This window comes from Sanguibacter sp. 25GB23B1 (assembly GCF_040012415.1).
In the GTDB taxonomy this organism is placed as follows: Bacteria; Actinomycetota; Actinomycetes; order Actinomycetales; family Cellulomonadaceae; genus Sanguibacter.
Genome location: NZ_JBDYKL010000001.1, coordinates 112,677 through 127,543 on the forward strand (window position 1 = coordinate 112,677; position 14,867 = coordinate 127,543).

13 protein-coding genes are annotated in these 14,867 nt (G+C 71.3%); 8 read left to right on the forward strand and 5 right to left on the reverse strand.

All coding sequences use genetic code 11. The features are described from left to right. Positions 1–3: 3 nt before the first annotated feature. Entirely contained in the window at positions 4–2,073 is a 2,070-nt protein-coding gene (locus ABKW26_RS00560; protein WP_348590440.1) for a cytochrome c oxidase assembly protein, read from the reverse strand. A 120-nt stretch (positions 2,074–2,193) separates the two neighbouring features. Between ABKW26_RS00560 and ABKW26_RS00565 the strand changes: the two genes are divergently transcribed. The 7 genes from ABKW26_RS00565 to ABKW26_RS00595 all read left to right on the forward strand — a co-directional run bounded on the left by ABKW26_RS00565 (position 2,194) and on the right by ABKW26_RS00595 (position 9,186). After that, the gene (locus ABKW26_RS00565) at positions 2,194–3,192 is read left to right on the forward strand and encodes a MoxR family ATPase (RefSeq protein ID WP_348590441.1); all 999 of its coding nucleotides are present in this window, start codon (positions 2,194–2,196) and stop codon (positions 3,190–3,192) included. Positions 3,193–3,203: 11 nt separating this feature from the next. Next, entirely contained in the window at positions 3,204–4,103 is a 900-nt protein-coding gene (locus ABKW26_RS00570) for a DUF58 domain-containing protein (protein WP_348590442.1), read from the forward strand. After that, positions 4,090–4,578 (forward strand): hypothetical protein, encoded by a 489-nt coding sequence (locus ABKW26_RS00575; protein ID WP_348590443.1) that lies wholly within the window; start codon positions 4,090–4,092, stop codon positions 4,576–4,578. The genes ABKW26_RS00570 and ABKW26_RS00575 overlap by 14 nt, the downstream gene beginning before the upstream one ends. Further along, positions 4,572–5,624, forward strand: a complete 1,053-nt coding sequence (locus ABKW26_RS00580) for a VWA domain-containing protein (protein WP_348590444.1) — start codon at positions 4,572–4,574, stop codon at positions 5,622–5,624. Before ABKW26_RS00575 ends, ABKW26_RS00580 begins: the two co-directional genes overlap by 7 nt. Beyond that, positions 5,621–6,649: a vWA domain-containing protein gene (locus ABKW26_RS00585; protein WP_348590445.1), complete on the forward strand. Its 1,029-nt coding sequence runs from the start codon at positions 5,621–5,623 to the stop codon at positions 6,647–6,649. Before ABKW26_RS00580 ends, ABKW26_RS00585 begins: the two co-directional genes overlap by 4 nt. After that, complete coding sequence (locus ABKW26_RS00590; protein ID WP_348590447.1) at positions 6,642–7,748, forward strand: hypothetical protein; 1,107 nt, start codon at positions 6,642–6,644, stop codon at positions 7,746–7,748. The genes ABKW26_RS00585 and ABKW26_RS00590 overlap by 8 nt, the downstream gene beginning before the upstream one ends. Positions 7,749–7,851: 103 nt before the next feature. Beyond that, positions 7,852–9,186 (forward strand): D-arabinono-1,4-lactone oxidase, encoded by a 1,335-nt coding sequence (locus ABKW26_RS00595; protein ID WP_348590450.1) that lies wholly within the window; start codon positions 7,852–7,854, stop codon positions 9,184–9,186. Here the strand turns inward: ABKW26_RS00595 and ABKW26_RS00600 are convergent. Genes ABKW26_RS00600 through nirB form a run of 3 tightly spaced genes read right to left on the reverse strand, consistent with a single transcriptional unit; the run spans position 9,127 to position 12,901 of the window. Continuing rightward, positions 9,127–9,921: a CbiX/SirB N-terminal domain-containing protein gene (locus ABKW26_RS00600; protein WP_348590451.1), complete on the reverse strand. Its 795-nt coding sequence runs from the start codon at positions 9,919–9,921 to the stop codon at positions 9,127–9,129. The genes ABKW26_RS00595 and ABKW26_RS00600 overlap by 60 nt on opposite strands. Further along, complete coding sequence (nirD, locus tag ABKW26_RS00605) at positions 9,918–10,313, reverse strand: nitrite reductase small subunit NirD (protein ID WP_348590452.1); 396 nt, start codon at positions 10,311–10,313, stop codon at positions 9,918–9,920. The genes ABKW26_RS00600 and nirD overlap by 4 nt, the downstream gene beginning before the upstream one ends. Then, on the reverse strand, positions 10,310–12,901 hold the full coding sequence (nirB, locus tag ABKW26_RS00610) for a nitrite reductase large subunit NirB (protein ID WP_348590453.1): 2,592 nt from the start codon (positions 12,899–12,901) through the stop codon (positions 10,310–10,312). Before nirB ends, nirD begins: the two co-directional genes overlap by 4 nt. Positions 12,902–13,060: 159 nt before the next feature. Here nirB and ABKW26_RS00615 point away from each other — a divergent pair, with 159 nt between their 5' ends. Next, on the forward strand, positions 13,061–13,576 hold the full coding sequence (locus tag ABKW26_RS00615) for a hypothetical protein (protein ID WP_348590454.1): 516 nt from the start codon (positions 13,061–13,063) through the stop codon (positions 13,574–13,576). Between the two features lie 6 nt (positions 13,577–13,582). On the opposite strand, the gene ABKW26_RS00620 is transcribed toward ABKW26_RS00615, so the two are convergent. Continuing rightward, positions 13,583–14,827, reverse strand: coding sequence for an endonuclease (locus ABKW26_RS00620; protein ID WP_348590455.1), 1,245 nt, complete (start codon positions 14,825–14,827; stop codon positions 13,583–13,585). Between the last annotated feature and the right edge of the window lie 40 nt (positions 14,828–14,867).

The following is a 14,867-nucleotide window of genomic DNA, read 5'->3' on the forward strand; positions in this document are numbered from 1 at the left end:
CCGTCAGCGAGCCGTCCGGTCCCGGTCGGAGAGCTTCTTGAGCATGTCGTTGTACTCGTCCATCTCGATGTCGCCGTCGCGGTCGACCTTGCGGTCCCGGCGCGTGGCGAGCCGGGTGTCGTCCCGCGCCCACGAGACCGCGACGATGACGGCCAGGCTGATGGTCGGGAGCTCTCCGACGCCCCATGCGATGCCGCCGCCCTTCTGCTGGTCCTCGAGCGCGGGCAGCCCCCACTCGCGGCCCATGAGGCCGAACCACTCGGGCACGAGGAGGATCTCGCCGGACATGAGGGTCACGCCGAAGAACGCGTGGAAGGCCATGGTCGCGAGGAGGAGCAGCAGACGTTGCGCGTGCGGGGGACGCGACGGGCCGGGGTCGATGCCGATGAGGGCGTTCGCGAAGAAGTACCCGGCCATGACGAAGTGCACGGTCATGAGGATGTGACCGATGTGGGTGGAGAGGGCGTACTCGAACGCGGGCGTGTAGTAGAAGACGATCATCGACCCGGCGAAGTTCATGGCCGCGACGATCGGGTGGGCGAAGAAGCGCCCGTAGCGCGAGTGGATGATGACGAGCAGCCACTCGCGGGGGCCGCGGGTGCCGTCCTTGCGGATGACCAGCCCGCGCAGCGCGAGGGTCATGGGCGCACCGGAGACGAGGAAGATCGGGACGACCATGGCCAGGATCATGTGCTGGAGCATGTGGGCGCTGAAGAGGACGGAGCCGTAGACCGCCGGTCCGCCGTTGGTCACCCAGAACAGCAGGACGGTCCCGACCACCCAGGACGCGGTGCGCAGGGGCGACCAGGCGTCGCCGCGCCGGTGCAGCCGCCACACCCAGCGGAGGTAGACGACGAGCGCCGCGACGCAGGCGAAGCCGAGGAGGACGTCCCACCGCCACTCCGTGAACCACCGGGTGAACGTCAGCTCGGGCGGGAGCGCCCGGCCGGTGACGATGAACGCCGGGGTGGGGTCGACCGGTGGCGAGTTGTCGTCGGGCGGCTGCGTGCCTCCGAGGGCGACCGCGACGCCGGAGACCGCGCCCATGACGAGGAGCTCGGCGCCGGCGAGGCGCCAGAAGAGGGCGGTCGGGCTCGCGCCTGCGCGCGGACCGGCGGCCTCGGCCGTCCCGACGGCCCCGAGCTTCCCGACCACCCAGGTCCGGTGCGCCCACCCGAAGCCGCCGAGCACCACGAAGAGGCCGGTCTTGGCGAGGATGAGCACCCCGTACTCGGTCGAGAGCCCTGCGGCCCCACCGAGGCGGATGAGCGCGTTGACCGCTCCGGAGAGGGCGACGACGACGAAGCACCACGACGCGATCGGCGAGAAGCGGGCGACGAGGACGGCGAGCCCGTCGTCCGTGAGCGCGCGGCACGTGCGGAGCACGCCGATGACGAGGAGGGCACCGATCCAGACCGCCGCCCCGACGAGGTGCATGAAGAGGGACGAGACTGCGAGCTCGTGGCTCGTCGAGCCCGCCGCGTGGCCCATGAGCGACTGCAGCACGAGCGGGAGGAGGGTCAGGACGCCCGTCCACAGCGCGCCCGTCGCCGTGCGGGTGAGCATGGCCGACAGGCACACGAGCGCCGCCGTCACCGTGATGGCGAGGTAGGCGCGACCGGCGGGGATCTGCGTGAGGTACACCCCGAGCTGCTCCCCGAACGCTGGGTCGTCGAGCGAGACGCCGACCGCGTTGGAGCCGGAGAGGACCATGCGCGCGAGGGACGCGACCGTCCAGACCCCGGCGCCGACCGCGACCGTGGTCAGGGTCCGCTCGAGCGCCACGCCCGGCGGCACGACGAAGGCCGCGAGCACGAGACCGCCGAGCGTCGCGGCCACCGCGAGCTCGCCGAGGACGGTCGTGACGGGCAGGCCCCACCGCACGACGGCACCCGGGTCGAGGAGGAGCTGCGTCTCGAACGCGCCCGAGAACGCCCCGCCCACGACGACCGCGAGGAGGGCGAGCACCACCACGCCGACGAGGACCGCGACCCAGGACCTCGGCGCGTCGAGAAGGACCCGAGCAGGCCTGCGTGGGGCCGCCACGGCCCCGTCCTGCTGGCGTGTCTTCACCCCTCCAGGGTACGGGGAGGGGAGTTGTGCATGGGTACCCGGCCCCATCGCCGCAAGGGTCGAAGGACCGGGTCCGCTGGCATACTGAACCCCGACCCCGCGATGAAAGGTACGTCCCCCATGAGCTCAGGCCACGGCGGCATCACGCCCGCAGACCTCCAGAGGGCCAAAGAGCTCCTGGGCACCGTCACCCACGTGTTCGAGCAGCGGGTCGTCGGGCAGGAGTCCCTGCGGACCGCCCTCGTCAGCTCCCTCATCGCCGGCGGGCACATCCTCCTCGAGAGCGTCCCCGGCCTCGCGAAGACGACGGCTGCCGAGACCCTGGCCGCAGCGGTCGGCGGCACGTTCCACCGCATCCAGTGCACGCCGGACCTCATGCCGAACGACATCGTCGGCACGCAGATCTACAACTACGGCACCGGCTCGTTCACCACGCAGCTCGGTCCCGTGCACGCCAACCTCGTGCTGCTCGACGAGGTCAACCGCTCGAGCGCGAAGACGCAGTCGGCGATGCTCGAGGCGATGCAGGAGCGCCAGACGTCCATCGGTGGCGTCGAGTACCCGCTCCCCGACCCCTTCATGGTGCTCGCGACGCAGAACCCCATCGAGGAAGAGGGCACCTACGTGCTGCCCGAGGCCCAGATGGACCGGTTCCTCATGAAGGAGGTCCTCACGTACCCGGGGGCGATCCACGAGGTCGAGATCCTCGAGCGCGTCTCCTCCGGTCGGCAGACCGCACCGATCGACGTCGCGCCCATCTCGCTCGACGACGTCCGCTTCCTCCAGCGGCTCGTCGACGACGTCTACGTCGACGCGTCCATCAAGCGGTACATCGTCGACATCATCAACACGAGCCGCTTCTCCGGGCCCCGCCCGATCCAGGGACTGTCCAACCACATCCGCGTCGGCGCGAGCCCCCGCGGGTCGATCGCGCTCATGCGCGTGGCACAGTCGCTCGCGATCCAGGCCGGCCGCGGGTTCGTCATCCCCGACGACATCAAGGCGATCCGCTACGCCGTCCTGCGGCACCGCATCGTCCGCACGTTCGACGCGCTCGCCAACAACGTGCAGCCCGAGCAGCTCATCGACGCGATCTTCGACGCCGTACCCACACCGTAGGGTCTGCACCGATGAACGAGATCTCACGGCTCGCCCAGGTCAGGGCTCGGCTCGAGCTCCCTGTGGCCCGCCGTGCGGCAGGCCTGCTCGAGGGCCGGCACCGGTCGATCTTCAAGGGCCACGGCCAGGACTTCGACGACCTCTCCCTCTACTCCCCCGGTGACGACGTCGGCGACGTCGACTGGAAGTCGAGCGCGCGCGCCGGCATCCCCATCATCCGCAGGTTCGTGCGGCAGTCGAACCTCAACCTCGTGCTCGTCGTCGACACCGGCCGCAACATGGCGGCCGTCTCGGCCGGCGGCGAGGAGAAGTCGACCGTCGCCGTCTTCATGGCGTCGCTCGTCGCCTACCTGGCGCGGGACCGCGGCGACCGGGTCGCGCTCGTCGCCGGCGACGCCGAGCGGCTCGTCCAGCGCCCGCCGCGCGCGAGCACGCAGGACCTCGAGGTCATGCTCCACCAGCTCGCGAACACGTTCGACATCGACGCACCGGCGAGCAACCTCGACCGACCGCTCGAGCGCGCGATGAACGCGTTCCAGCGTCGATCGCTCATGATCATCATCACCGACGAGGCGCGCCCGGAGCCCCAGCACGAGCGGCTCCTGCGCCAGCTCCGTGTCCGCCACGAAGTCATGGTCCTCGCCGTCGCCGACGCCTCGGCCCTGACGATCACCGGCGGTCCCACGAAGAAGCCGGTGCGCGACGTCGACGACGACCTCCACCTCCCCCCGTACCTCCAGCAGCGGCGCGGGCTCCAGAACTCCGCCGACCAGGTGGTCCACGCACGCCGCCAGCTCGTCGCGGACCTCCTGAGGCGCCAGCAGATCCAAGGGATGATCGCGGACAGCAGCACCGACGTGGTCGACCGCTTCATCGATCTCCTGGGGAGGCAGAAACGTGCCCATCGATGACATCGTCGACCCCGTCGCGTTCAGTGCGTGGTGGGCCTGGACCGCGGTCCTGCTCATCGTCGCGGTCACCGTCTGGCTCATCGTCCTCTTCGTCATCACCCGCCGGCGCAGCGACGAGGACCGCGTGCTCGAGTCACCGCCGCCCGCGACGTACGCGGCCGGCAGCGACCCCTTCGTCGACATGCGCGTGCTCTACCTCGCGAAGGTCGACGAGGTGGAGCGCGCCTTCCACGCCGAGGAGATCGACGTGCGCGAGCTGCACCTGCGGCTCAGCTCGATCGTCCGCGAGTTCGCTGCCAAGCGGCGCGGCGTCGACACGTCCGTGATGACGCTCACCGAGCTCGAGCACCTCACCGGTGCGGGCCGACTCGCCAACCTCATCGCCCGCTACTACCAGCCGGCGTTCGCCCGCACCACGGAGGAGACCGGCATCGAAGGGCTCGACGGCGCACGGACGGTGATCTCCTCATGGTGATCCTCGCAGCGGAGCAGGTCTCCTCCTCCATCCGGTGGCCGTGGCTCGTCGCGGTCGTCCTCGTCCTCGTCGCCGCCGCGGCGGTCCTCGCCTGGTACTTCGCCCGGAACCCGCGGAGCGCCCGGCCGGAGGAGGCCGTGTGGGTCGCCAACTCCGAGTACCTCGAGCAGATCCCGGAGTTCCGCACCTGGGTCAGGCGCTACCGGGCGCTGCAGTGGCTCGGCGTGACGGGGCTCGTCGTCGCGGCGGTCGGTGCCGCGGTCATGGCCGCGCGACCCGTCGACGTCTCCGTCGTCAACCAGAAGCTCGGTACCCGCGACATCGTCCTGTGCCTCGACGTCTCGGGCTCCATGCTCGAGTACGACCTCGAGATGGTCCAGGTGTTCTCCGAGCTCGTCGACAGCTTCGAGGGGGAGCGCATCGCCCTGTCGATCTTCAACTCCACCTCCCGGACCGTGTTCCCGCTGACAGACGACTACACGCTCGTCCAGGACCAGCTCACCGAGGCCGCGGAGGCGCTCGACCCGGCGGTCACGTACTCGGACGACGAGCAGGCGCTCGACCGGTACATGCTCTTCACCGCCGGGACCACCGGCACGATGGAGGGCTCCTCGCTCATCGGCGACGGCCTCGCGAGCTGCGCCCTGCAGTTCGACGAGTCCGAGACCGAGCGGTCGCGCTCGATCATCCTCGCGACCGACAACGACCTCATGGGAGCCCCCATCTACTCTCTCCAGGAGGCGGTGGACCTCACCGTCGAGCGCGGCATCTCCCTCAACGGCCTCTACGGAGCGTCCGAGTGGGGCGGCAGCGAGGGCCTCGAGCGTGAGTACCGCGAAGCCATCGAGGGTGCGGGCGGCATGTACTTCTACAGCGACGACGCCCAGGCCGTCGAGCAGATGGTCCGCGACGTCCAGGCCCAGCAGGCGGTCGACCTCGACGCCGCCCCGGAGGTCACGTCCGCCGACAAGGCCGGGCCGTGGTTCCTCTGGGCGGTCCTCGGCGTGACGCTGCTCGTCGCCGTGCAGTGGAGGTTGCGCGAATGATCCTCCAGCCGCTCCTTCCCGTCCCTGCCCTCCTCGCGATCTTCCTCCCGCTGCTCGGGTTCACGGCGTTCCTCGCCGTCCGCGCAGCCCGTCGACCGTCCGGCACGGGACACCGCGAGGCGTGGGCCTGGCTCCGACGCTTCGGCATCGTCCTCACCGTCGCGCTCATCGGGCTCGCGCCGAGCCTGCCGAGAACCGGGACCGACACCTCGATCACGGCGGTCGACGTCTTCTTCGTCGTCGACCGCACCGGCTCCATGGCCGCCGAGGACTACGACGGCACCTCGCAGCGGCTCGACGGCGTGCGCGCCGACATGCAGAGCATCGCTGCCGACATCCCCGGGGCGCGCTACTCGATCATCTCGTTCGACTCCCAGGCGAGCCGGCAGCTGCCCCTGACGACGGACGCCCGCTCGGTGACCGCGTGGACGCAGACCCTCGAGCGCGAGGTGACCATCTACTCCCAGGGCTCGCTCGTCGACCGCCCCCTGAGCGAGCTCACCCGTGCCCTCACCGGCGCGTCCGAGCAGGACCCGTCGAACGTGCGTCTCGTGTTCTTCATGACCGACGGCGAGAACACGGCCGAGGGCGACCGCCGGTCCTTCGCCGACCTCGCCCCGCTCATCGACGGGGGCGCCGTGCTCGGCTACGGCACCGAGGAGGGCGGGCGCATGAAGGAGTACGACCCCATCTTCAACAACGGCGGAGACGTCGAGGGCGACTACATCAAGGACACGACGAAGGACGGCGCCCCTGACGCCCTCTCGATCATCGATTCCGCCCAGCTCCAGGCGATCGCCGACGAGATGGGCATCCCGTACGTCCAGCGCACCGCACCGACCGAGACCGCCCAGCTCGTCGCGGACATCGACCCGCAGCAGATCGCGGCGGACGGTCGCCGCACGCTCACGTCCTACCAGATGCTCCTCTGGCCGTTCGCGCTCGTCCTCGCCGCCCTGCTCGCGCTCGAGGCGTGGGACGCCGGACGGCGGCTCGGCCATACCGTGGGGGTCCACCATGCCTGACAGGTCCGACCAGTACGCACCCCAGCTGCCGACCAAGGTCTCGACGCGCATCACCACGCGCCCGGACCGCAAGGCGGCTCGTCGCGCCGAGCTCGAGCACCAGGCCGAGGAACGCCGCAGGGTCCTCGAGTACGACCGCGTCGCCCGCATCCGGTCCACGCGGCTGCGCAAGCGCAAGCGCCTGTTCTGGTGGACGTTCCCTCTCGTGCTCGTCGCCCTCCTCGCAGCGGGCAAGGCGCTGTCCGTCCCGATGATCGCGAACGCGGCGGACGACCGCTACGACGAGGAGGACTTCGAGGGCGCAGCGTCCCGCTACCACTGGTTGCAGACGTTCAACGTGGCCGAGCAGTGGAAGGTGCACTTCGACGAGGGCACCTCGCTCCTGCGCGACGACAACCTCCAGGGCGGCATCGACGAGCTCTTCACCGCGCACGACCTCGCTCCGGAACCGCCTGCCGACCTCGCCGACCTCCCCGCCGGCTCGTTCGTGCCCGTGTGCGCCGTCCAGACGAACCTCGCCGTGGGCCACGAGCTCCAGGGCGACGTCACCCAGGCTGTCGCCGACGGCCACGTCGAGCGGATGAAGCGTGAGCAGGGAGCGCTCGACGCTCTCGGCACCGACGTCCCCACCGACGGCACGGCACCGGACCCCGAGCTCTACAAGGACCTCGCCATCGAGTCCTACCTCGAGGCCGAGGAGCTCTACCAGGACGCCAACGAGATCCGGATCTGGAACGAGTGCCCGGACGACGACGAGGCGCGCGAGCGCAACGTCGAGAAGGAGACGGCAGCCCGCGAGAAGCGCGAGGCGCTCGAGAACCCGCCCCCGCCCGAGGGCGGTGGCGAGGGTGACCCGCAGGAGCCCGAGGAGCCGGAGGACCCGCAAGATCCCGAGGACCCTCAGGACCCGCAGACGGGTGAGCCCGAGGACCCTCAGACCGGTGAGCCCGAGGATCCGCAGACCGGTGAGCCGCTGACCCCCGAGGAGCAGCGCCGGGAGGACCTCGAGCAGCGCAACCAGCAGGGCGAGGAGGAGCGCCGCGACACCGAGGGGTGGCTCAACGACGGCGAGGGCGGCGGCACCGAGCAGAACTGGTGAGCGGCACGGCGCGCGCGGCCGCACCAGGCAGGGCACGCTGGAGCATGGCACGCCCAGGCGCGGCACGGCTCAGGCACGGCGACGACGGACAGGCAGGAAAGCGATGACGCAGGCGGTATCCGGGACCAACTGGGCGAGGAACCTCACGTACGCGGCGACGGACGTGCGCCGGCCGACGACCCTCGAGGAGGTCCAGGGGACGGTCACGTCGGGCGGTCCCGTGCGCACGCTGGGCTCTCGGCACTGCTTCAACGACATCGCCGACACGACCGGCACGCACCTCCTGCTCGACCGCTTCGAGCCGCTGGGTGCCGCGCCGCTCACGGTCGACCAGGACACAGCGGGAGCCACCACGGTCACGGTGAGCGGCGGGACGCGCTACGGAGACCTCGCGACCGCTCTCGCGGCGAGCGGCTACGCGATCCACAACCTCGCCTCGCTCCCCCACATCTCCGTCGCGGGGGCGATCGCCACCGCCACCCACGGCTCCGGCGACAGCAACCGTGGCCTCGGCGGAGCGGTCCGCAGGATGGACCTCGTGACCGGGACCGGCGAGCTCGTCCACGTCGGCACCGGCACCGGCACCGGCACCGCTGACGGCAGCATCCCGCTCGAGGCCGCCGTCGTGCACCTCGGCGCGCTCGGTGTCGTCGCGCGCGTGACGCTCGCCGTCGAGCCGGCGTTCGAGGTCCGCCAGGACGTCTTCGAGGGACTCTCCTGGGATGCGCTCGCCGAGGACCTCGACGCGATCACCGGGGCCGCCTACTCCGTGAGCCTCTTCACGCGCTGGGCGGACTCGGGCATCGACCAGGTCTGGCTCAAGAGCCGCACCGACGCGCCAGCGCCGGCTCCGGCCGGAGGCGTGCCGGCGTACGCCACGGACATCTTCCACGGGGCACGGCGCTCGCTCGTCCCGCTGCACCCCCTGCCGGGCATCTCGGCGGTGAGCTGCACCGAGCAGCTCGGCGTCGCCGGCCCGTCGCACGAGCGGCTCCCGCACTTCAAGATGAACTTCACCCCGTCGAACGGCGAGGAGCTGCAGACCGAGTACCTCGTGCCGCGTCAGCACGCCCTCGCGGCCATCGACGCCGTCCGCAGCCTCCGCGAGCACGTGGTGCCGCTCCTCCAGATCACCGAGATCCGGACGATGGCGGCCGACGGGCTCTGGCTCTCCCCGAGCGGCGACCACGACTGCATCGGTCTGCACTTCACGTGGCTGCCCCGCCAGCGTGAGGTCGAGGCGGTGCTGCCGCTCCTCGAGGAGGCGCTCGCGCCCTTCGACGCGCGCCCGCACTGGGGGAAGCTCTTCACCACCGGTGCCGACCGGCTGGCCGAGCTCTACCCGCGGCTCGGCGACTTCCAGGAGCTGGCGAGCCGGCTAGACCCGCACGGCGTCTTCCGCAACGCGTACCTCGACCGCCTGCTGCCGCGCGACTGAGCACGCGCAGTCATACCGGTCGAGGACGATCTCCGCGAGCACGGGCTCCGGCGCGAGCGGGGCACTGACGAGGTCGGCACCCGCACCGAGGAGCCGGTCGTAGAAGAAGCCGGGTGCGAGGAGGTAGGACGCGACGACGACCGACGCCCCGGTCCCAGCCACCGCCGCCCGTGCGTGGGACGCGGCGTCCTGGACGCTCGGCCAGGCGATCGATCCGTAGCCGATCGTCACCGGAGCGGCGCGTCGGGCGCGCAGGGCAGAGGCGACGTCCTCGACGTCGCGCGTGGCACCGGCGTCGCTCGAGCCGGCCGCGGCGAGCACGACCCAGTCGTGGTCGGTCGCGCCCGCCTCGTCGAGGCGTCGGCACAGGAGGTCGACGAGCCGGGCGTCCGGCCCGAGGTGCCGCGCTGCGACGGCCGGCGTCCCGGCGACGGCCGCCGCGATGTCGACGTTCACGTGGAAGCCGCCGGACAGCAGGAGCGGGACCACGACGGCCCCCATCGTGCCGTCGTCCGGACGGTCTGCGAGCGCCCGCGCGAGGACCTCCTCGACCTGCGGGTGCTGGACGTCGACGAAGGTCTCGTGCACCTCGAGGCCGGGCCGGAGCGTGCGCACGTCCGCGAGGATCGACGCGATCGCCGCCCGTCCGTGCGGGTTGTCCGTCCCGTGGGAGCACCCCACGAGCGCGGGCGCGGTCAGGAGCGTCGGTGCGCTCACGAGCATCGGCGCGCTCACGCGGTGCGCCCGATGTAGACGACACCGTCCCCCACGAGGACCGGCCACGTCCGCAGGTCCTGCGGCTCGGCGCCTATGGGCTCGAGGCAGCGGCCGTCGCGCAGGTCGAAGATCTGCTTGTACATCGGCGACGCGACCGTCGGGGCGTCCCCGCGGGTGCCGACGAGACCCCTCGCCATGACGTACGCACCGGAGAAGGGATCGAGCTGCTGGACGGCGTGGACCGTGTCGTCAGCAAGACGGAAGACCGCGACCTGCTCGCCGTCGACGAGTGCGGCCGCGCCGCGCTCACGGACGAGGTCGTCGACCTGGCACACCGCCAGCCAGCGGGCTGGCTCGAGGTGGACAGCGGTGCCGAGGTGCGGCTGGTCGAGCTGGGCATCGAGCGTCATGACCGGACCTCCAGGGTGGTTCCTGCGATGAGAACTGCGCCGGCCTCGCGCTCGGCGGGCGTCGCCGGTCGCGGCTGACCGCGCTCGGCCACGTACGCGAAGGACGGGTCGGGGGTCTCGGGGGCGTTGATGAAGGACCCGAAGCGGCGGAGCTTCTCAGGGTCGTCGAGCGTCGCCTTCCACTCGTCCTGGTACGTACCGACGTGCGAGGCCATCGCGGCGTCGAGGTCGGCGCAGATGCCGAGCGAGTCCTCCATGACGACCTGGCGGACGCCCTCGAGGCCACCCTCCACCTCTTCCATCCACGGCGCGGTGCGCTGCAGTCGGTCGGCGGTGCGCACGTAGTACATGAGGTAGCGGTCGATGGTCTGCACGAGCGTCTCGGTGTCGAGGTCCTCCGCGAGGAGCTGGGCGTGGCGCGGGGTGAAGCCGCCGTTGCCGCCGACGTAGACGTTCCAGCCCTTGTCGGTCGCGATGACGCCGACGTCCTTGCCGCGCGCCTCCGCGCACTCACGGGCGCAACCGGAGACACCGAGCTTGATCTTGTGCGGCGAGCGCAGCCCGCGGTAGCGGTTCTCGAGCTCGATCGCGAGCCCGACGGAGTCCTGGACGCCGAAGCGGCACCACGTGGACCCGACGCAGGACTTCACGGTGCGCAGCGACTTGCCGTACGCCTGGCCGGACTCGAAGCCGGCGTCGACGAGCTTGGTCCAGATGGCCGGCAGCTGGTCCATGCGTGCACCGAACATGTCGATCCGCTGACCGCCGGTGATCTTCGTGTAGAGCCCGAACTCCTTGGCGACCGCACCGATGGCGATGAGGCCCTCGGGCGTGATCTCTCCGCCGGCGATGCGCGGGACGACGGAGTACGAGCCGTCCTTCTGCATGTTCGCCATGACGTGGTCGTTCGTGTCCTGCAGCGTCGCCATCTCGCCGGCGAGGACGTGCTCCGGGCCGGTCGAGCCGAGGATGTTCGCGATGACGGGCTTGCAGATGTCGCAGCCGCGCCCGCCCCGTCCGTGCCGGGCGATGATCTCGCTGAAGGTCCGCAGCCCGGTGACCCGGACCGCGTCGAAGAGCTGTGCGCGGGAGAGGTCGAAGTGCTCGCAGAGCGCCTTGCTCACCTCGACGCCGGTCTTCTCGAGCTCGGTCGTGACGATCTTCTTCACGAGCGGCAGGCAGGACCCGCAGCTCGTGCCCGCCTTGGTGCACGCCTTGACGGACGGCAGGTCCGTGCAGCCGTGCTCGGTGATCGCGCCGCGGATGGTGCCTGCGGAGACGTTGTTGCACGAGCAGACGTTCGCGTCGTCGGGGAGGTCTCCGCCCGGGGCCGGGGCCGACCCCTCGGGCAGGAGGTAGGCGCCCGGGTCGCCGGAGAGCTCGCGGCCGACGAGCGGTCGCAGCCCGGCGAAGGCCGAGGCGTCGCCGACGAACACGCCGCCGAGGAGGGTGCGGGCGTCGTCGGACAGCACGAGCTTCTTGTAGACGCCGGCGACCGGGTCGGCGTAGACGAGCTCCATCGCGCCCTCGGCGCGGGCGAACGCGTCGCCGAAGCTCGCGACGTCGACCCCCTGGAGCTTGAGCTTCGTCGCGGTGTCCGCTCCCGGGAAGGTGGCCGCGCCACCGAGCAGACGGTCCACGACGACCTCGGCCATGGCGTAGCCGGGTGCGACGAGGCCGATGCAGCGACCCTCGATGCACGCGACCTCGCCGACCGCCCAGATGTGCGGGTCCGCCGTGTGGCAGGAGAGGTCGACGACAGCACCGCCGCGGGGGCCGATCTCCAGCCCGGCGTCGCGGGCGAGGTTGTCGCGAGGACGCACACCCGCAGCGACGACGACGACATCGACGTCGAGGCGGCCACCGTCGACGAAGTCGAGCCTGCCGATGTTCCCCGTGCCGCGCGCCGGCTTCATCTCCTTCGTGGCGGTGCTCGCCCGGACCGCGATGCCCATGCCGTTGATGAGGCGCTTGAGCGCCTGGCCTCCGCCGAGGTCGATCTGCGCGTCCATGAGGTGGGTGCCGAACTGGATGACCGTGGCCTGGGCATCGAGCGCCTTGAGGGCGCCAGCGGCCTCGAGGCCGAGGAGCCCTCCACCGATGACGGCACCGCGGACGGGGCGCGCGAAACGGCTGCGCTGGTCCTCGACCCAGCCGCGCAGCGCGGCGACGTCGTCGATCGTCCGGTACACGAACACGCCGGCGAGGTCGTTGCCCGGGATCGGCGGCATCGCGGCGTCGGAGCCTGTCGCGAGCACGAGCTCGTCGTAGTCCCACGTGCGGCCGAGACGGTCGGTGACCTGCTTCGCCTCGCGGTCGATCGCGTCGATGCGGCAGTCCCGCACCAGCGTGACGTGCTCGTCCTTCCACAGCTCCGGGTCGCCGAGGTTGAGCTCGTCGGCGTCCCGCGCGGAGAAGTAGGACGTGAGGGCGACGCGGTCGTAGGGGTAGCGCGGCTCTTCGGCGAAGACGGTGACCCGCCACGCGCCGGCCTCGTCCCGGGCGCGCAGGGCCTCGACGAGGCGCTGCGCGACCATGCCGCCGCCGACGACGATCACGTGCTTGCTGGGTGCGAGGTTCTCTGCCATGACGAGAACGCTACGAAGACGGGGTTTCTCCCGAGCACGCGGGGAGTTTCTCTGCCGTAACACTCTTCTCACTCGTCACACCGGGTCCCCGTGAGGTGTGAGCGCGCCACACTGTGGATAGCGCTTTCCACAGTGTGGGGAAGTCCGTAGCATGACGGCATGCCAGACTCCCTCGACCTCGCCCGCTGGATCACGCACCCCGCCTGGGCGGCCCACGCCACCGCCGAGCGCCACGCGGCGGACACCGGCACCCCCGAGCCCCTGGCACCCGCCGGGCTGCCGACCCTCTTCCACTCCCTGTCCGTCCCCACCGACGCGGTCGCCGTGACGATCGACGTCCGAGCGACCCTGGCTCACCGCGTCACCGTCGACGGGCTCCCGGTCCCCGGCCCGTCGATGGGAACCCTCGATCTCACGCACCACGTCCGCGGCGGCGCCCTGCACGTCGTCATCGAGCTCGAGAGGCACGCTCCGAGCACCGGTGCGCCCGCCGTCCGCGCGTGCGTCTCGGTCCTCCACGCCGACGGCTCCCGCGAGCACCACCCCACCGACCAGGCCTGGGGCGCCCGCCTCACGACCCCGTGGGGCACGTCCGCCTCCGCCGCCGTCCTGCCGTCGCCCGCCGGTGACACGCCCGCACGGAACGGTCACCGGCAGGCCGTGCTCACCAGGTGAGCACCTTCACCAGATGGCGTCGGCCCACTCCGGGTGGTCGATGAACGGGTTGCGGTTGCCCTGGTAGGTCTCGAAGATGATGTCGTTGCGACGCTTCTCGAACGCGTCCGGCGGGTCCTCGGCGTTCCACTCCAGGAGCACGGAGAGCCGCCCGACGTTCGGAGCCGAACCGTTGGACACGGCGTCGTTGACCTCGAGGTCCGACCAGCCGTCCCCACCCTCGTACCGCACCGACATGTAGAGGATCATGCGTGCGACGTCGCCCTTGACCGCGTCGCGCGGCTCCCACGAGTTCGAGTCGGAGTAGTTGCCCGGCGCCTCGCTGTTCTGCGTCCCACCCTCGTCGAAGTCGAGGTTGCCGCGGGCGGAGTTCACGGTGACGTCTGTCGGTCGCAGGTGGTGCAGGTCCGTCCCCGGACCGGCCGCCGTGCCGAAGCCGCCGTGGGACTGCGGCCACACGTGCTCGCGGTTCCACTGGTTCGCGCCACCACCGTTGTTCGTCTTGCTCATGGAGAACCCGCCGTAGAGGGTGCGGACGTTCGCCGGGTTCGACGGGTCCTGGTCGGTCACCCGCAGCGCGGTCCACACCGTCGCGTACGAGACGGTCCGCGTGCCCGTCGAGATGATCTCGTGCAGCTCGGCCTCGAGCCGGGAGCCGGACAAGCCCATCGCTGACGCGTAGTACGTCGCGTCGTGCTCGGTCGACCCACCCGCGCCGCCACCAGGCTCGCCGCCGTCACCATCCCCGTCGCCACCCCCGTCGTCCCCGCCGCCCGTGCCCACGGCCGCGAACGCGCTCGTGCCCGTCACGCCCGGCCGGGAGAAGTAGGCAGAGAGAGCGCCGGTGACGTCGATCTGCGTGCCGAGGAGGCCGGGGTTGCTCTTGAGCCCCCACGCTGCCCGCGACGCGCTGGGAACCTGGACGTAGATCATCCTCGTCGTGTCCGTCTGGGACGGCGAGTCCGCGAGCGCGAGCGCGTAGTCGGACGGGAAGCCGCTGCGCACGACCGTCGTAGAGGCGGTGGGCTGGCCGACGACGTACCCGCGGACCGTCGCCGTCGATCCGTTCTGGCTCGCGCGGGCCGTCGCGACGGTGACCGGGGTCGCTGCCTGCGCGACGCTCGGTCCGCCGAGCGCCGCGCCGAACGGGGACGGGGCGAGTGCGACGGGCGACAGCGTGAGGAGCGCGACGAGGAGGGTGAACGGGACGAGGAGCGCTCGGTGGCGCTGCTGGCGGGTCGGTGCGAGCATCGGTGCTCCGGTCTGTCGTGGGACCGGCACGCTCAGGCGC

What these genes read in the sequence shown, in the direction of transcription:
- ABKW26_RS00565 (WP_348590441.1), top strand. Translation starts at nt 2,194, where the DNA reads ATGAGCTCAGGCCACGGCGGCATCACGCCCGCAGACCTCCAGAGGGCC.
- ABKW26_RS00570 (WP_348590442.1), top strand. Translation starts at nt 3,204, where the DNA reads ATGAACGAGATCTCACGGCTCGCCCAGGTCAGGGCTCGGCTCGAGCTC.
- ABKW26_RS00580 (WP_348590444.1), top strand. Translation starts at nt 4,572, where the DNA reads ATGGTGATCCTCGCAGCGGAGCAGGTCTCCTCCTCCATCCGGTGGCCG.
- ABKW26_RS00585 (WP_348590445.1), top strand. Translation starts at nt 5,621, where the DNA reads ATGATCCTCCAGCCGCTCCTTCCCGTCCCTGCCCTCCTCGCGATCTTC.
- ABKW26_RS00590 (WP_348590447.1), top strand. Translation starts at nt 6,642, where the DNA reads ATGCCTGACAGGTCCGACCAGTACGCACCCCAGCTGCCGACCAAGGTC.
- ABKW26_RS00595 (WP_348590450.1), top strand. Translation starts at nt 7,852, where the DNA reads ATGACGCAGGCGGTATCCGGGACCAACTGGGCGAGGAACCTCACGTAC.
- nirD (WP_348590452.1), bottom strand. Translation starts at nt 10,313, where the DNA reads ATGACGCTCGATGCCCAGCTCGACCAGCCGCACCTCGGCACCGCTGTC.
- nirB (WP_348590453.1), bottom strand. Translation starts at nt 12,901, where the DNA reads ATGGCAGAGAACCTCGCACCCAGCAAGCACGTGATCGTCGTCGGCGGC.
- ABKW26_RS00615 (WP_348590454.1), top strand. Translation starts at nt 13,061, where the DNA reads ATGCCAGACTCCCTCGACCTCGCCCGCTGGATCACGCACCCCGCCTGG.
- ABKW26_RS00620 (WP_348590455.1), bottom strand. Translation starts at nt 14,827, where the DNA reads ATGCTCGCACCGACCCGCCAGCAGCGCCACCGAGCGCTCCTCGTCCCG.